Below are 16,665 nucleotides of genomic sequence, written 5' to 3'. Positions count from 1 at the left end.
CGCTCCCTAGCAGCAGCCGGAGCCGGGCGAGCAGCAACTGCCGGCCTTGACATGAGGCTTGTCCGCCGTCGTCAGCGCGATGCCCAGCTTCTGCGCAAGCTGCTGGCGGGACGGATACATGCCGGTCGATACGATGTGGCCGTCGATCGCGAGGATCGGCAGCCGCTCCATACCCGCTTCCATTTCCTTGACCACCGCCGCGTTGGCGGCGAATGCCTGCGGCTGCTGACCCAGGTTGTAGCGGGCCACGGTCACGCCGTGCGCCTCGACCCACTTCAGATCGGCGGCGAATTGCGCCAGCACCGGGTCGACGTCCACACCGCAAACGCCCGTCGAGCAACACATCGCCGGATCGAACACTTCGAGCTTCTTCATGGCACTTTCCTCAAGGCAATCGAAATTCAGCGCTTTCCACAGGCACGGATGCGTCTGTGGGCACAGGTGCGTGAATTCGGGCAGACCGCGAATCGCCTCGGGAAGGTGGCGTCGCTCGATCTGCGTGAAGCCGCGCCGCACAAAGAACGCGAGCGCAGGTTCATCGTTCGGAATAAGGTAGAGCGCGCGCAGCGATCGCGTTTGCGCTAGCGCAATGGAGGCGTCGATGAGGCGGCTCCCCAGGCCGGATTGGCGCATTTCCGGCCGAACTGCGACCGAGCGCAACAGGGCCGCATCGCCGGATTGTTCCAGTCCTGCCACTCCGACGATCTCACCGGCGAGTATGGCGACATGGAAGCCGTCGAGGCTCTGTGGTGTGAGATCGCTGGCCGGCAGCCCGCACAGGTTCAGCAACGCGACGATGCGGTCGAAGTCCGTGGCGACTGCCCGGCGAATTTCGTCCACAGGTGTGCTCATGACCGCCGCTCCTTCAAGTGTGTCGTGATGATTCGTATGCGGAATGGCGATGCATCGCTCGCGATCGTGCCGCGCAGTCCTGACATCGATAGCGGCTGACGCCTCTCATGTTCGACCGCTTCAGCATCTATCACCCCGCTCGTACCAGTCCTTCGTCCGGTTGACGATACGGACCACGAGCAGCATGACCGGCACTTCGATGAGCACGCCCACCACGGTGGCCAGCGCCGCGCCCGAATTGAAGCCGAACAGGCTGATGGCCGCCGCGACCGCCAGCTCGAAGAAATTGGATGCGCCGATCAGCGCGGACGGGCACGCCACGTTGTGCTTTTCACCCACCGCGCGATTGAGCCAGTACGCGAGCGCCGAGTTGAAGAACACCTGAATCAGGATCGGTACTGCGAGCAGCGCGATCACGAGCGGCTGGTCGAGGATGGCCGCGCCCTGGAACGCGAACAGCAGGACGAGCGTCGCGAGCAGCGCCGTGATGGACCAGGGGCCGATCTTCGCGATGGCTGCGTCGAATGCTGCCTGTCCTCTTGCGAGCAGCGCCTTGCGAAGCAACTGCGCCACGGCTACCGGGATCACGATATAGAGCACGACCGAAGTGAAGAGCGTCGCCCAGGGCACCGTGATGGCCGAGATGCCGAGCAACAGGCCGACAAGCGGCGCGAAGGCCACCACCATGATGCTGTCGTTGAGCGCCACCTGCGACAGCGTGAACAGCGGATCGCCGCCGGTCAGCCGGCTCCAGACGAACACCATCGCCGTGCAGGGCGCGGCGGCCAGCAGGATGAGGCCCGCAACGTAACTGTCGAGTTGCGCTGCAGGCAGCATCGGAGCGAACAGGTGCTTGATGAACAGCCAGCCGAGCAACGCCATCGAAAAGGGTTTGACGAGCCAGTTCACCACCAGCGTGACGCCGATGCCCTTGAGGTGCTGGCGTACCTCGTGCAACGATCCGAAGTCGACCTTCACGAGCATCGGGATGATCATCACCCAGATCAGCAGGCCCACGGGCAGATTGACCTGCGCGTACTGCATGCGGCCAATCGTCTGGAACATCGCAGGGAAAAACTGGCCGGCCAGGACGCCGGCGACGATGCAGAGCGCGACCCAGACGGTGAGGTAGCGCTCGAAGAAGCCGATGGGCGGCTTCGCGGGCGGCTTGTTCGAAGCGGTAAGGTCGGTAGCGGTCATGGGGCGATTCGCAAAAGGAGCGCTCAGCTTTTCAGGATGCCGTCGAGCGCGTGCAGGAGTTCGGCATCGCTCAGACGGTCGAGCGGAAGGGCGAGCAATTGCAGCATGCGATAGCCGATGGCCTCGCGCGTGAGTTCGAACGCCTGCCGCTTGCCGTCATCGCCGCCCGGCGCATTCGACGGATCGGCATAGCCCCAGTGGACCTTGACCGGAGCGCCCGGCCAGAACGGACATTGTTCCGCGGCTGCGCTGTCGCACACCGTGATGACGATGCGCATGCGCGGTGCGTCGTCGGCTGCGAATTCGTCCCAGCTTTTGCTGCGATAGTCGCGCGTATCGACGCCCGCGTTCGCGAGCGCTTCGAGCGCGAACGGGTTGACCCGGCCGCTCGGTGCGCTGCCGGCGCTATATGCGCGCACATCCTTGCCGAGCTTCTGCGCCCAGTGGTTCAGCATGCCCTCGGCGAGCACGCTGCGCGCGGAATTGTGGGTGCAGAGAATGAGTACGTTGGTCGTCGTCACGGGCGTGCCTTATCGCTTGCTGATGTCGCGCACAAGTTGGGTTGGCGCAGAGCTGCCGCGACGCTGGCCGCCGGAGCGCGGATGTCGGCGCGAATGTAAAACCGTCTCATGAACGTGATCCTTCAGCACTTGCAGGAATCGGCGGCCGCGGCGACGCACGGCTCGCCGCGGCAACAGTTCTCGGTGAGAAAGCCGAGCAGCGCGTTCATCTGCTCGAAGGCAGCTCGGTAGATCAGGCTGCGGCCATCGCGCTCCTGCGTGACGAGCGCCGCGTTCGTCAATTCCTTCAGATGGAACGAGAGGGTGGCGTTGGGAATGTCGAGTTGCGCCGCGATGGCGCCGGGCGTCAATCCGGCCGGGCCTGCGACGACGAGCATCCTGAATACGTTCAGGCGCAGCTCGTGAGCAAGCGCGGCGAAAGCGCGGACAGCATCTTTGTTTTCCATATTTCGAATATAGTCGAAATGATGGGCGGGAGCAACAAGGTGTTTGTCCGGTCTGCTCGATTCGTTCAAGATCGACTACCCAACAAAAAAGGCCCTCACGGGCCTTTTCCTTGACGCAACCTGCAACCACCACTCACCGCGTCAACGCCGTAAACCCCTCCAGCAACCGCTCGACATCCGCGGCCTCGATCGCGCCCATCGTCGAGATGCGGAACAGCTCCTTCGACAACCCGCCTTGCCCGGCATAGATGACGAACCCGCGCGCCTTCAACCCGTCGTGCAGCGCTTCATACGCCACGCCCTGCGGCAACCGGTACGCACGCAACACGACCGACGATTCACCGTCAGGCAACACCAGCGGCATCCCTCGTGCGGCGAGCCCGGCCTGAACCTGATCGGCGAGCGCCTTGTAACGCGCATGCCGCGCGCGCCAGCCGCCGGCTTCGTCGAACTCGCGCAACGCTTCGACGAGCGCGTAATACGCATGCACCGAAGGCGTAAACGGCGTATTGCGCTGATCCTGCAGCTTCGCCAGCCGGCCGAGATCGAGATAGTAAGTCCGGCTCGCGGCCTTCGTGAGCGCGCTGCGACGCACGATCACGAACGCGGCACCGGGCACGCCGTGCAGGCACTTGTTCGCGGTCGCGGCAACGGCATCGATCACGCCGCCGCCGAAGTCGATCGCCTCGGCGCCGAAGCTGCTCACGCCATCGACGAGCATCCTCACGCCGCGGGCACGGCACACGTCGGCGATCGCACCGAGATCGTTCAACCGGCCCGTCGTCGTCTCATGATGAATCACCGCGACGTGCGAATAGCCGCCCGCGTCGAGCCGCGCGGCGACTTCCGCGACATCGGGCGCCTGCATCCATTCGTGCTTCAGCACGTCGTGCGCGATCCCGTACTGCGTCGCGATCTGCGTGATGCGCTCGCCATATACGCCGTTCTCGATCACGAGCAGCTTGCCGTCCTGCGGCACGAGCGCCGCGATCATGCTTTCGACGGCGGCGGTGCCCGAGCCGGTCATCAGCACGGCGGCCCATTCGGCCGGATCGAGCTCATACGCGGCGACGAGCCGCGCGCGCGCCTCGTCCTGCAGATCGAAGAATTCGCTTTCGCGATGGCACAGGTCCGGTTGCAGCAGGCTGCGGCGCACGCGTTCGCTGAGCGTGACCGGGCCGGGATTGAGCAGCAGCATCAATGGGCTCCTTCAACGTGGGCTTCGGTCCGTGCGGCGCCGATATGCCGCATCAGGCGCGTCTTCACTTCGACTGGCGTGACGGTCGGGCGGGGCAGCCCGTCGGGCACACCGGTGCGGATCGCGACCCGTACGAACTGTGCGCCGTCGGCCTGCGCCGCGAGCGTCGCATCGAGCACGTCGAGCGTGTCGCCCTCGACGGCCGACGCGTAACCGCACGCGGCAGCCACGCCCGCGAACGACACATGCTGCGAGACGGTCGCCTGACCGCCCGTCGATTCGTGCGCGCCGTTGTCGAGCAGCACGTGCGTGAGGTTCGACGGCCCATAGGTGCCGAGCGTCGCGAACACGCCCATGCGCATCAGCGCGGCGCCGTCGCCGTCGACGGCCACCACGCGCAGGTCCGGGCGCGCGAGCGCAAGACCGAGCGCGAGCGGCGTCACGCAGCCCATCGAGCCGACCATGTACAGCTGGTTCGGCCGATCGTCGATCGCATACAGCTCGCGGCCGCAGAAGCCGGTCGACGCGAGCACGACGGTCGAATCGACCGGCGTATGCGCGATCACGCGCTGCAACGCGTCGTGGCGCGTCGGCCACGCGGCCGGCGATGCGGCGCGCGCGCCCGACTGCGCGGCGACGTGCGCGCGCGGCGCGGCCGCCGGGTTCGCCTTCAACTCATACGACGCGACGCTGCCTTTCTGCATCACGAGCGCGTACGGACGGCCCGTCGCGTCCATGTGCGCGACCGCGCGGTCGAGCGCCGGGCCGACCTGTTCGGGGTCGGTCGGGAACGTCTCCCACGGGATCTCCATGGTGTCGAGCATCGCCGGCGTGATCGGCCCCATCAGCGCATGCTGCGGCTCGTCGGGCACGCCCGGCTGGCCGCGCCACGTGACGATCAGCAGCTGCGGCAGCCGGAACGTCCACGTCAACGACGTGAGCGGGCTCACGGCGTTGCCGAGGCCCGAGTTCTGCATCATTGCGATGCCGCGCTTGCCGCCGAGCGTCGCGCCGGCGATCAGTGCGACCGCGTCGCCTTCGTTGGCCGCCGACAGGTAATGCAGCGTCGGATCCTGCAGCACGTAGTTGATGAACGGCGTCAGGTAGGAGCACGGCACGCCCGCGTACCAGTCGAACCCGCGCTCGCGCGCGGCCTCGACGAACTGCGCCGCTTCGATCATTGCGCGCCTCCGTTGGCGGTGCCCGGCTCCGACAGCGGCGTCTGGCCGTGCGCGAAGTCGCCCGCGCGACGGAAGTCTTCGAGATCGTTGACGCCGCGCCAGTGGCCGTGCACGTACTGCACTTCGATCTTCTCGCCGGCGGCGATCAGCTCGTTGAGCAGCGACGGGATGTCGAGCGTGTCGAAGTCGGCGCGCGCCTGCAGCGTTGCGAGCATCGCCTTCAGCCGCTCGACGCCCGCGCCGCGCACGTTCAGCAAGCCGATCCAGCGGCCGTGCGGCGCGCCGGCGGCAACGTCGCTCGACACGCGTTGCAGATACGTCTTCTGGCCGAACAGCCCGCGATCGTCGGCCGCCGAGCACAGCGCGAAGTCGCGCACGCTCTGGTTGGTTTCGGTCAGCGACGAATCGACGACGACGCTGAACTCCGCCTCGCTCTCCGCGAGGTCGCGCAGGATGTAGCTGCGGAACAGCAGGTCGCCGTACGAGATCACGGTGTCGCCGGTCAGGCGTTCGGCCGCGCATGCGAGCGACGCGAGCTCGCCCGTCTGCGCATGGCGCTCGTTCACGACCAGCTTGATGCCCGACGTGTCGATCGCGTCGGCGCGATAGCCGCCGACCACGGTGATGTCGTTCACGCCATGCTTCTTGAAGCCGTCGACGAGCCAGCGCAGCAGCGGCTTGCCGGCGACCGGCAGCATGACCTTGGGCTTGTCCTCGGTGACGGCCTCGAGCCCCTTGCCGCGGCTCGCGGCGAGCACGATCGCGGCGTTCGACGCACGCGACGACGACGACAGGTAGATGCGCTCGGCCGCCGAGTATTCGTCGGCGTCCTGCAGGCGGAAGATCTCGTTGACCGACGCGACGCGGTCCTCGACGTTGATCAGCGTTTCGTTCTCGTGGATCTCGCGTGCGACGGCCTGCATCGCGGAGGCCGACGCGCGGATCAGATGGTTCGCCCAGATCACGGTGCTGATGCCGGCCTGGCGGAACACGTCGGTCGGCGTGCTGTAGTACTTGGTCGGCACGATCACGAGCGGGGCTTTGCCGCTCCATTCGCGCGCGAACTGCAGAATCTCGTCGGGGCGCGACAGCTTGCTGTGGATCAGGATCGCGTCGGCGCCGGCTTCGGCATACGCGTTCGCGCGGCGCAGCGCCTCGTCCATCCCCCAGCCGGCGATCAGCGCCTCGACGCGCGCGACGATCGAGAAGTCGGGGTCGCTCTGCGAATCCTTGCCGGCCTTGATCTTGCCGCAGAATTCTTCGATCTCGGCGAGCGGCTGGCGCTCGCCGTCGATGAAGCTGTTGGTCTTCGGGAACTGCTTGTCCTCGATGCACACGCCGGCGATGCCGCGCTGCTCGAGCTTCTTCACGAGGCGGCGCACGTTGTTGAAGTTGCCGTAGCCGGTGTCGCCGTCGAGCAGGATCGGCAGGTCGCTCGCGTCGGCCATGAACTCGAGCACGTCGACGACCTGGGTCCAGCTCGCCTCGTTGTTGTCGCGCACGCCGAATTGCGCGGAGATCGCGAGGCCCGACGCCCAGATCCCCTTGAAGCCGGCTTCGCGGACGATCCGTGCCGACAGGCCGTTGTGCGCTTCCATCAGGAACTCGAGCTGGTCGCTGACCAGCATGCGGCGCAGTCGCGCGCTGCGCGATTCGGAGAAGTTGGGTTCGCGTGCGTTCATCGTGCGGCTCCTGCGGTCGTGCGTTGGATCAGGGGAAGGATGTCTTGGGTCGCGCGTGCGACGTCGTTCGGGAAGTCGATCTCGATCCACGGCATGCCGGTGACGTCGGCGACGTCGAACGAATGGCCGCCCTCGAGCAGCAGATCGCGGACGGCTTCCTCGTGCGGCAGGTTCGCGCGGCCGCTGTCGACGTAGCCGGCGACGATCGTCGCGAGGCGGCGCGCGGTGGCCTCGGTGAAGCGGAAGAAGCCGACCGATTCGCCGATCGTGTCGTAGTCGAGATCGACTGCGAGCTGTTTGCGCAGTTCCACCGGCACGCCGTTCTTCAGGCACAGCTTGACGGGCTCGTCGCCGGCCTCGAAGTCGCGATCGATCAGCAGGCGATCGACCGGGCGGTCCGCGTTCGCCACCAGCGCGTGCAGGATGTTCTCGTCGTACAGCACGTCGGCGTCCATCAGCAGCACGTCGCCGCCGCGCGTCATCGCGTCGGCGACGGTGTGCACGGTCAGCACGCTGCCGAGGTCGTAGCGCTCGTTCAGCACGATCTCGGCGCTGCGGCCGAGGCGCTTCAATTCCTGTTCGACCTTCGCGGCCTGGAAGCCGAGCCCGAGCACGATTTCATCGACGCCCGCGGCGTCGAGCACGCGCAGATGGCGCTCGAGCAGCGACACGTCGTCGAAGCGCAGCAGGCATTTCGGAAATTGCGCCTCGGGTGGTTGTTGCAGGCGCAAGCCGAGGCCTGCCGCAAGAATGATGGCTCGCATGGGTTCTCCAACCAAAAAGCCGGCGATCTGAACGATCAGTCGGCGAGCGGCTGCGGCGCATGGCGCCGTTGCCAGTTTCTTTCACTGAAATGCAGATAGAGCAGGCCGGGCAGGCCGAGCGCGAGTTCGCGCGCGCGCTTCGCGAGCGACAGCGCGAGCGCCGCGTCGGGCGGCAGTCCGACCAGCGGCGCGAGCAGCAGATAACCGCCTTCCTGCGCGCCGAGCGAGCCGGGAATCGCGAACGCGGCGCCGCGGATCGCCTGGCCGACGCTCTCGAGCAGCAGTGCGTCGAGCCAGCTGACCGGGTGGCCGAGGAAGTGCAGCGCGAGCCACACCTCGGCGGTGCCGACGATCCAGCCGACGAGGCTCAGTGCGAAGGTCTTCGCGACCTTCGCGCGATCGCGGTACAGCGCGCCGACCGCGTGGTCGATCGCGTCGGCGCGCGTCGCGAGCGACGACCAGTCGCGTGGGCCGAGCAGCTTCGACGCGAGACGCATGCCGCGGCCGAACAGCCCGCGCCGCTGCGCCGCGTAGAACGCGACGGCGAGCGCGCCGAGCACGCCGGTGGCGATCAGCGCCGGCGTGCGCAGGTGCGTGACCGATTCGTGCGTCGCATACGCGCTGAACGCGGCGATGCCGATCAACGCGAACGCCATCTGCGCGAGCGCCTGCATCGTCGTGCTGACGGTGACCGTGGCGGCCGCGTCGGCCATCCGCGTGCCGCGCTGCGCGAGGTAGCGCACCATCAGCACGGGGCCGCCGATCTGACCGGCCGGCAGCAGGCTGTTCACCGATTCGCCGACCCAGCGCGCGCGCAGCGCGTTGCCGAGCGCGGCGCCGGGCTGGCCGCGGCGGAACATCGCCGAGATCGCCAGCGCGTCGATCACGAGCGGCACGACGTGGAACGCCGCGACGAGCGCGAGGCCCCAGCCGGCCGCGAGGAACGTCGACGCGACCGCGCCGACGCCTTGCCACGCGAGCAGCGCGACGAACAATGCCGTTCCGACGGACAGCAGGATCAGGCCAGCGCGTGTCATGACCCGGTCGCGCGTCGCGTCGCCAGCTGCTTGAACACCTGGCGGAAGCCGAAATAGGCGATCGCGTCCTTCATGTTCGAGACGAAGCGCTTCCACGGCCGCATGCCGGGATTGGTCACGTATTCGAACGTGAGGGACACGCGCATCTCGTTCTGGCCGAGCGGGGTGACGCGATGGCGCAGCTTGTCGCCGTCGAACAGCACGATGCCGCCGTCGGCGATCTGCACGGAGCCCGCTTCGTCGGGCACGTCCGGGTTGCGGGTGTGCAGTTCGTAGTCGAGCCGGCACGTCGAATCGTCGATCACGCCGAACAGCAGCGTGTAGCGGCGGCCGTCGTAGTACGACGTGTCGTAGTGCCAGCCGATGTGGTCGCCCGGCTTCGTGTAGTAGTACAGCGCGTAAGCGTGCGGATCGTCGTCCGGCGACAGCATCAGCTTGTCGCCGGTGATTTTCTCGAGGAAGCCGATCAGCGCCTTCGAGCGGTACAGCTCGGCGATGTACGGCGCCTGTTCGTCGATCGTGTGCCGGCTCACGCTGCCGCCCTGCTTGTGGCCGGGCAGGTAATTGCGGTTCAGGCCGGCCTGCATCGCGCGTGCGGCGGCCGCGAGTTTCGCGTGCGCGTCGGGCGGCAGGAAGCTGTCCAGATACAGGAACGATCCCTGGCGCGTGTAGTCGCCGCGCAGGCGATCGACGTCGAGACGGCCGACGCAGTCGGCCACGGTGCGATCGGGATCGGCCGCCGCCGCGCGCGCAGGCGCGGGGCGTGCCGGGCTCAGCACGGAGTCGTCGCGCGTGCTAGAAGTCATTTGGAAGCCTGGATTTCAGTTTGATTTTGAGTGCCGCCCGGCCTGTCGCTGCGTGCGCGGCCGCTCGACGGGGACATGAAGACCTGCGGCGCGGCGTTCGATTGCGCGGCGCCGTCGCGGCGCACGACGCGCCACCAATCGATCACGACCCATGCGGCGAACAGCGGCGCGCCGATCGACGCCGCGAGCAGGAACGGCTGCACGCCGTCGACGAGCGTGACGAGCGGCAGCAGGTAGAGGACGTCTTCGGTCTCGAAGCCGCCCGCGAATGCCTGTTTGGTGCCTGCCTTGCCGGCGATCGATTCGATCCGCATCCGCAGGAAGAAGATCAGCGCGACGGCCGCGCCGGCCGCGGCGCCCAGCAGCACCGGCGACGCGATCATCTGGCCGCCCTGTGCGACGACGCCGACGCCCATGCTCACGAACAGCGCGACCGTGACGAGCGCATCGGCGGCGAGGTCGTAAAAGTGACCGATCTTGCTCGACTTGCCGCTGATGCGGGCGAGCTCGCCATCGGTATGGTCGACGAAGTTGGACAGCACGATCAGCAGCGCGCCGGCGTTGATCCAGCCGAAGCCGCCTTGCGCGAGGCACCACGCGCCCGCGACGCCGATCAGCAGGCGCAGGGTGGTGAGGTGGTTGGGGGTAACGGGCGTGTCGATCAGCGGTCGGACGAGCGCGCGCGCGAGCCGCGCATCCCAGGTGCGGGGCAGGGGGGGCTCGGAACGGTTGGCGGTTTTTCTTTGGTCCATCGGCGAAATATATACGGAATTGTAATTTGTTGCTTTTCCTTGGACCAATGTCCTGACATGTGCCTGTGTTATGGAGTATTCCGGGTGTTGGCCAGTTGTAATCCGGGCCCGTGAATTGACGTTCCCGCCTGCGGATCGTACCGGTTCCAGCGGGGTTCGCCGGGCGCCGCCGTCAAGGGCCGGCGGGCCGCGCAGCGGCGCTCGGCGCGGATCCGCGCGGGCGTGCGGCTTTGATCTCGGTCACGGGTCGGGATGGGGCGCCGCGCGACAATTCGCAGCAGCGATTCGCGAAGCGCTCGGCGTGCGCGGATTGCCCGGTTGCCGACGCCGGATCCGGACGGTTTTCGCTCGGTCGACGTTCAGCATTTCGTAAGCTGTCCGGGCGAGAATGGCCGTTTTCTTTCTAATGCCTTTCTGTCGCATTCGGTCGAATTACGACCGACTGACACAGAAGTGCCGTTCGATATCAGGCGCATCCGGCAAGAATCTTTTTCATTCGGGCTGACATTTCGCGACGACGGCGTCTGCGATACTCGGACCGTGCCCGTGGTGCCGGGCCGCCCTCGCGGCCCCAAGGGCTTCGCGTCGCTCAGGAGACACCCCCCGCGACGTCAACGACAGACCAGAAGCTTCAGATATATAGCCATGTCTTCTTCACGCATCCTTGCTCCCGCTTTGCGTTCGCTCGTCCGCACCGCCGACGAAGCCGCCGCGATGATCCGTCCCGGCATGACCGTCGCGATGAGCGGCTTCACCGGCTCCGGCTATCCGAAGGCCGTGCCGGCCGCGCTCGCCGCGCACATCGAGGCGGCCCACGCCCGCGGCGAAACGTTCCGGATCAACGTGCTGACGGGCGCGTCGACCGCGCCTGAACTCGACGGCGCGCTCGCCCGCACCGACGGCATCTCGATGCGTCTGCCGTACCAGTCCGACCCGACGCTGCGCGACAAGATCAACAACGGCGAAGTCGATTACCAGGACGTCCACCTGAGCCACGTCGCCCAGTACGCATGGTTCGGCCTGTACGGCGATCTCGACGTCGCGATCGTCGAAGTCGCGGGCATCCGCGAGGACGGCCTGCTGATTCCGTCCGCGTCGATCGGCAACAACAAGACGTGGCTGGAGCAAGCCAAGCACGTGATCCTCGAAGTCAACTCGCGCCAGCCGCTCGGCCTGGACGGGATGCACGACGTCTATTACGGCACCGCGCTGCCGCCGCACCGCAAGCCGATTCCGCTCACGAAGAGCGACGACCGCATCGGCGAACCGTACCTGCGCTGCCCGGCCGAGAAGATCGTCGCGATCGTCGAAACCGACGCGCCCGATCGCAGCAACGCGTTCTCCGCACCGGACGCCACGTCGAAGCAGATCGCGACGCAACTGATCGACTTCCTGCGTCATGAAGTGAAGCGCGGCCGGCTGCCGGAAAACCTGCTGCCGCTGCAGTCGGGCGTCGGCAACATCACCAACGCGGTGCTCGCCGAACTGAGCACGGCCGGCTTCTCGAACCTCACCGCGTACACCGAGGTGATCCAGGACGGCATGCTCGACCTGCTCGACGACGGCACGCTGAGCTTCGCGTCGGCCACCGCGCTGTCGCTGAGCCCGCCGGCCGTGCAGCGTTTCGCCGACGAGATCGCGACGTTCCGCGAAAAGATCCTGCTGCGTCCGCAGGAGATCAGCAACCATCCGGAACTCGTGCGCCGCCTCGGCTGCATCGCGATGAACGGGATGATCGAAGCCGACATCTACGGCAACGTGAACTCGACGCACGTGATGGGTACGAAGATCCAGAACGGCATCGGCGGCTCGGGCGACTTCGCGCGCAACGGCTATCTGTCGTGCTTCATGTCGGCCAGTACCGCGAAGGGCGGCGCGATCTCGCGGATCGTGCCGATGGCGAGCCACGTCGATCATACCGAGCACGACGTCGCGGTGGTCGTCACCGAGCAGGGCCTCGCCGATCTGCGCGGCCTGTCGCCGAAGCAGCGCGCGCGCAAGATCATCGCGAACTGCGCGCACCCGGATTACCGGCCGATGCTCGAGGACTACTTCGAGCGCGCGTCGCGCGAGAGCTTCGGCAAGCACACGCCGCATCTGCTCGCCGAGTCGCTGTCGTGGCACGAGCGCTTCGTGCGCACCGGCTCGATGAAGGTCTGAGCCTGACCGGCGCGGAGTGGGGCGTGCGCCGCGCGTGCGCCCCCGCCGCGCCGTTAATTTGTCGCTTCCGCGCTGCATGCGCGGCGGGCGGCTCCAATCACGCCGCAACCCCTGCGGCGGCACGCACGCGTCGCGCTTGTATCGGAACGGTCGAGCGACTATCTTGCGGCTTCAAGTTCACTCGAGGCCAAGCATGAATCGTCTGGATATCGCCGAGGTCGCGCGCCGCTCGGGGCTCCCCGCCTCGACGCTGCGCTACTACGAGGAAAAGGGCTTGATCGTGCCGAGCGGACGGCATGGGCTGCGGCGTCAGTACGACGCGTCGGTGCTGGAGCGTCTCGCATTGATCGCGCTCGGCCGGGAAGCCGGTTTCTCGCTCGATGACATGCTGGCGATGTTCGGCGCGGACGGCCGACCGGCGATCGACCGCGCGACGCTCGAGCGCAAGGCCGACGAACTCGACCGTACGATCCGCCGCCTCGGCTCGGTGCGCGACGCGCTGCGACATGCAGCCGCCTGTCCGGCGCCGAGCCATCTCGAATGTCCGTCGTTTCGCAAGCTGCTGCGCATCGCCGCGCATCGCGCCCCGGCGCGCCGGACGAAACCGGATAGCCCTTGACGAGCCAGAACGGGCTAGAACGCCGTACGGCCCGTCATCCCGCGTGGTACACGCGGCATTCCATCTCGCGTCCTCGCACGACCCGCTTGCCGGCGAGCGCGCCGAGCGTCCCGGTGACGACGGTGCGCAACTGTTCGCGTTGCGTTGCATCGTAGAAATAGAGCGCGACCCAATCGGCGGTCGCGGACGGTTCCTGCGCGCGGGCAGGGCACGCGGCCAGTGCGGTGAAATGCCAGCCGCCCTTCGTCATGTGCATCACGGGCGGCGACACGCTGACGTCCGCGTTCAGGCGGCGCGGCACGAGGGTCGGCAGCATGCCGGCGGCCGCCTTGTTGCGGTACAGGCGATCGATATACAGCAGCAGTTCGACCGGCGGCTCGGTGCCGAGGCCGGCGTCGCGCGCATGGCCTTGCCAGCGTCGGCGGCGGCTCAACACGTCGTCGAGCGCGGCGCGGATGCCGGCCGCACGTCGCGGGCCGACGCCCGCGATCGCTTCGAGCTGGCCGCTGCGCGCGGCGCGCTCCAGCTCCTCGAGCGTATCGATCTGCAACTGGTCGTGAATGCGCAGCGCGAGCCCGTGGCCGATGCCCGGCACGGCCTCGAACGCGGACACGCGCTCGGCGTCGCCGCGCAACCGGTCGAGCAGACGCCAGCGGCCGCTCACCAGCAGTTCGGCGATCGCCTGCGCGACGCCTGCGCCGACTGCCGGCAGCGCGCCCAGCGCATCCACGCCGCCCGCGTCGAACCGCGCGCGCAGCGCTTCGTCGAGCGATTCGATCGTATCGGCGGACGCGCGGTAGGCGGCCACCCGATACGGATTCGCTCCCTGGTCGGCAAGCAACTGCGCGGCCTCGCGCAGATGGTCGGCGATCTGCCGGTTTTCCTCGTCGGTGTGGCTGATGGTCGTTTCCATGGCGCGGGACCGGGGCAAGCGCAAACGGGATGGACGCGGCGCGCAATGCGCCGCAGCACGCTTCATTTCAGCACATTGTCGCGGCCCGTGACGGATGGAAATTGACGCGCATCAACGGCGAACGTTGCGGGCGTGCGGCAGCCCACACGCGCGCATTCGCACCGGTGTGCGGCGCGTCGCGCGTGGCCGCTTATGCGTCGAGGAACGACTGCGCGCCTTCCGCCTGCGCGGCCGTGCGCAACGTCGCGAGCGCGCGCTTCTCGATCTGCCGCACGCGCTCGCGCGACATTCCGGCGTCCTGCGCAATGGCGTCGTAGGTGTCGGGCTCGGCGCCCCCGAGGCCGAACCGGCGACGCAGCACGTCGGCCTCGGTCGGCGTGACCGAGCGCAGCAGCGAGCTCACGCATTCCCGCATGCGCGTGTTCGCCAGCCGTTCGAACGGGCTCGCCGAGGTCTGGTCCTCGATCAGGTCGACGAGGCCGGTTTCCGCGTCCGGCAGCGGCGTATCGAGCGACAGCGGCTCGGCAGGCAGCGCGAGCAACGCGCGCAGCTTGTCCTCGGCGAGGCCGGTGTCGGCGGCCAGTTCGGCCGGCGTCGCGCGGCGGCCGTGGCGTTGGCGGAAGCGCAGCGCATGCCGCTGCACGCGCTGCGACTGGTCGCCGACGTGCACCGGCACGCGGATCGTGCGCGAGCGGTCGGCCACCGCGCGCGCGACCGCCTGCCGAATCCACCAGGTCGCGTAGGTCGAGAACTTGAAGCCGCGCCGGTATTCGAACTTCTCGATCGCGCGCATCAGGCCGAGGCAGCCGTCCTGCACGAGGTCGGGCAGATCGACGCCGCGATTCACGTACTTGCGCGCGATCGACAGCACGAGCCGCAGGTTCGCTTCCAGCATCGCGCGCGTGCCGTCGCCCAGTTTCTGCTGGCCGTCGCGCAGCGCGGCGCCGAGCGCGCGCCGCGCGGGCGCATCGAAGCACGCCGCGTCGGTGCCGGCATCGCCGGCCGCGTTGGCGGGCGCGCGCGCCAGTGCATCGACGACGCGGCTCGCGTCGTCGACGGCCGGGACGGCCCAGCCAAGCTCGCCGAGCAGCGCGGCCACGCGGTTGCGCGCGTCGCGGTATTCGGCCGAACGGCAGCCCTGCGCGTGCAGCGCGCCGCGCAGCGTCGCGAGCGCGTCGCGCAACGCGTCCCGGCGTGCGGATGCCCGCGCGCGCGATTCGTCGTTCGGCGTGTCGTCGTCTTCGTCGCCGGCCGCGTCCGTCGCGCTCGCCGCGCCGTGGCGCGCCAGCAGCGCATCGACCGCCGGCGGGTAGCCGGCGAGCGCGTGCAGGATCTGATGGCGGCCCGTTTCGATTTCGCGCGCGAGCACGATTTCGTCCTCGCGCTTGAGCAGCGGCACCGCATGGATACGCCGCATGTAGAGCGCCATCGGATCGGTCGACGCACTTGCGCCGCGGGCGAGGTCGCCGAGCAGCGCGCGGCTCTCGTCGAGCGTGTCGCGATCGACGTCGACCGGCGTCGTGCCGGCGAACGGCGCGGGCGCGGCCGGCTCGTCGAGCACGTCGATGCCGATGTCCGCGAGCGCGGCGCGCACGACTTCCAGCGCATCGGCGCTGTCGCTGTCGGGCGGCAGCGCGTCGACGAGGTCGGCGTGCGTCAGATATCCCTGCTCGCCGGCGCGCGCGAGCAGCTGGATGATCGGATCGAGGGGCGTGTCCGCCCGAAGCGTGGGGCGTGGCAGGGTCATGTCGATAGCGGCGTGAGCCGCGCTCCTGTATGGGCGGGCCAAAGGTCCGCGGGTTTCAGGTCGCCGGGGGCCGCGAACGCCCGTCCGCGCCGGCCAGCCTGACTCGATATCCAACGTGAGGGCGATCGCGCCAACTTCAATGTCGGCGCGGCAGACGCGCAAGCAGGCGGCGTGCCTGTGGGGCCGCATCGGCCCGATTCATGCGGCGAAACAAAAAGTCACCGATCAAACCCGCAGAAATATGTAGGGGACGTAAGCTAGACACAGGCGCGCGCCGCGCGGCGGCGCGCCGATTTCGTACGGAGCATTCGATGATTTCCCTTTCCGCTGCGAAGCGACCTGCGATGGCGTTGGTCATGCTTGCGCTGAGTGGTTGCTATTACACGGGGCCGTACGGTTATGCACCGTATTACGCACCGGCGCCCGCACTGCTGTCGCAGCGCGAGCTTCCCGTCGCGCCGGCGAGCGGGGCGTCCGCGGCTGCACCGGCGCCGACGCCGGCCCCCGCTCGGGCGCCTGCTCGGGCCCAAGCCCAGGTTCCGGCTCCAGCTCCAGCTCCAGCCGAGCCGCCGCCTGATTACACCTACGCGCCGCCCCCCGTTTATGTCGCGCCGGCCTACGTGCCGTATCCGGTCTATTACCCCGCGTACTATCCGGCGTACTACCCCGGCTGGTACGGGCCGCCCATCTCGATCGGCTTCGGTTTCCGCGGATACTGGGGCGGCGGCGGGCACTGGGGCGGCGGACACCACGGCGGCCATCGACACTGAAGGACGCGCGGCTGAAC

16 protein-coding genes are annotated in these 16,665 nt (G+C 68.0%); 3 read left to right on the top strand and 13 right to left on the bottom strand.

What is annotated here, in order from left to right; translation table 11 throughout:
* Positions 1–6: 6 nt before the first annotated feature.
* The 11 genes from arsD to AK36_RS06200 form a co-directional block, all read right to left on the bottom strand.
* Positions 7–852 carry an arsenite efflux transporter metallochaperone ArsD gene (arsD, locus tag AK36_RS34640; RefSeq protein WP_014725084.1) on the bottom strand — a complete coding sequence of 282 codons (846 nt, stop codon included), beginning with the start codon at positions 850–852 and terminating at the stop codon, positions 7–9.
* Between the two features lie 120 nt (positions 853–972).
* Positions 973–2,052 (bottom strand): ACR3 family arsenite efflux transporter, encoded by a 1,080-nt coding sequence (gene arsB / locus AK36_RS06245; RefSeq protein ID WP_014725082.1) that lies wholly within the window; start codon positions 2,050–2,052, stop codon positions 973–975.
* A 23-nt stretch (positions 2,053–2,075) separates the two neighbouring features.
* Complete coding sequence (locus AK36_RS06240; protein ID WP_011881971.1) at positions 2,076–2,573, bottom strand: arsenate reductase ArsC; 498 nt, start codon at positions 2,571–2,573, stop codon at positions 2,076–2,078.
* Between the two features lie 122 nt (positions 2,574–2,695).
* Positions 2,696–3,019, bottom strand: coding sequence for an ArsR/SmtB family transcription factor (locus AK36_RS06235; protein WP_014725081.1), 324 nt, complete (start codon positions 3,017–3,019; stop codon positions 2,696–2,698).
* 133 nt (positions 3,020–3,152) lie between these two features.
* Positions 3,153–4,217 (bottom strand): 2-aminoethylphosphonate aminotransferase, encoded by a 1,065-nt coding sequence (locus tag AK36_RS06230; protein ID WP_011881973.1) that lies wholly within the window; start codon positions 4,215–4,217, stop codon positions 3,153–3,155.
* Positions 4,217–5,398: a phosphonopyruvate decarboxylase gene (gene aepY, locus AK36_RS06225; RefSeq protein WP_011881974.1), complete on the bottom strand. Its 1,182-nt coding sequence runs from the start codon at positions 5,396–5,398 to the stop codon at positions 4,217–4,219. Before aepY ends, AK36_RS06230 begins: the two co-directional genes overlap by 1 nt.
* Positions 5,395–7,080: a phosphoenolpyruvate mutase gene (gene aepX, locus AK36_RS06220; protein ID WP_045578108.1), complete on the bottom strand. Its 1,686-nt coding sequence runs from the start codon at positions 7,078–7,080 to the stop codon at positions 5,395–5,397. Before aepX ends, aepY begins: the two co-directional genes overlap by 4 nt.
* A complete protein-coding gene (locus AK36_RS06215) occupies positions 7,077–7,844 on the bottom strand; it encodes a phosphocholine cytidylyltransferase family protein (RefSeq protein WP_011881976.1) in 768 nt (255 codons plus the stop codon). Before AK36_RS06215 ends, aepX begins: the two co-directional genes overlap by 4 nt.
* A 35-nt stretch (positions 7,845–7,879) precedes the next feature.
* A complete protein-coding gene (locus tag AK36_RS06210) occupies positions 7,880–8,881 on the bottom strand; it encodes an HpnL family protein (RefSeq protein WP_011881977.1) in 1,002 nt (333 codons plus the stop codon).
* Complete coding sequence (locus AK36_RS06205; protein ID WP_034193842.1) at positions 8,878–9,687, bottom strand: HalD/BesD family halogenase; 810 nt, start codon at positions 9,685–9,687, stop codon at positions 8,878–8,880. Before AK36_RS06205 ends, AK36_RS06210 begins: the two co-directional genes overlap by 4 nt.
* Positions 9,684–10,439, bottom strand: a complete 756-nt coding sequence (locus AK36_RS06200) for a CDP-alcohol phosphatidyltransferase family protein (RefSeq protein ID WP_011881979.1) — start codon at positions 10,437–10,439, stop codon at positions 9,684–9,686. Before AK36_RS06200 ends, AK36_RS06205 begins: the two co-directional genes overlap by 4 nt.
* A 645-nt stretch (positions 10,440–11,084) precedes the next feature.
* Between AK36_RS06200 and AK36_RS06195 the strand changes: the two genes are divergently transcribed.
* Together AK36_RS06195 and AK36_RS06190 are read left to right on the top strand one after the other, a co-directional pair.
* On the top strand, positions 11,085–12,599 hold the full coding sequence (locus AK36_RS06195; protein ID WP_011881980.1) for an acetyl-CoA hydrolase/transferase family protein: 1,515 nt from the start codon (positions 11,085–11,087) through the stop codon (positions 12,597–12,599).
* A 193-nt stretch (positions 12,600–12,792) separates the two neighbouring features.
* Complete coding sequence (locus AK36_RS06190; RefSeq protein ID WP_011881981.1) at positions 12,793–13,218, top strand: helix-turn-helix domain-containing protein; 426 nt, start codon at positions 12,793–12,795, stop codon at positions 13,216–13,218.
* A 34-nt stretch (positions 13,219–13,252) separates the two neighbouring features.
* On the opposite strand, the gene AK36_RS06185 is transcribed toward AK36_RS06190, so the two are convergent.
* On the bottom strand, positions 13,253–14,131 hold the full coding sequence (locus tag AK36_RS06185; protein ID WP_011881982.1) for a helix-hairpin-helix domain-containing protein: 879 nt from the start codon (positions 14,129–14,131) through the stop codon (positions 13,253–13,255).
* 190 nt (positions 14,132–14,321) lie between these two features.
* Positions 14,322–15,878 (bottom strand): sigma-70 family RNA polymerase sigma factor, encoded by a 1,557-nt coding sequence (locus AK36_RS06180; protein WP_045578107.1) that lies wholly within the window; start codon positions 15,876–15,878, stop codon positions 14,322–14,324.
* A 311-nt stretch (positions 15,879–16,189) separates the two neighbouring features.
* Between AK36_RS06180 and AK36_RS30745 the strand changes: the two genes are divergently transcribed.
* A complete protein-coding gene (locus AK36_RS30745) occupies positions 16,190–16,648 on the top strand; it encodes a hypothetical protein (protein ID WP_080938616.1) in 459 nt (152 codons plus the stop codon).
* Positions 16,649–16,665 lie beyond the last annotated feature (17 nt).

Source organism: Burkholderia vietnamiensis LMG 10929, assembly GCF_000959445.1.
GTDB classification, from domain to species: domain Bacteria; phylum Pseudomonadota; class Gammaproteobacteria; order Burkholderiales; family Burkholderiaceae; genus Burkholderia; species Burkholderia vietnamiensis.
Note: the sequence above shows the minus strand (reverse complement) of the source record. Positions and strands in the feature narration are given on the sequence as shown.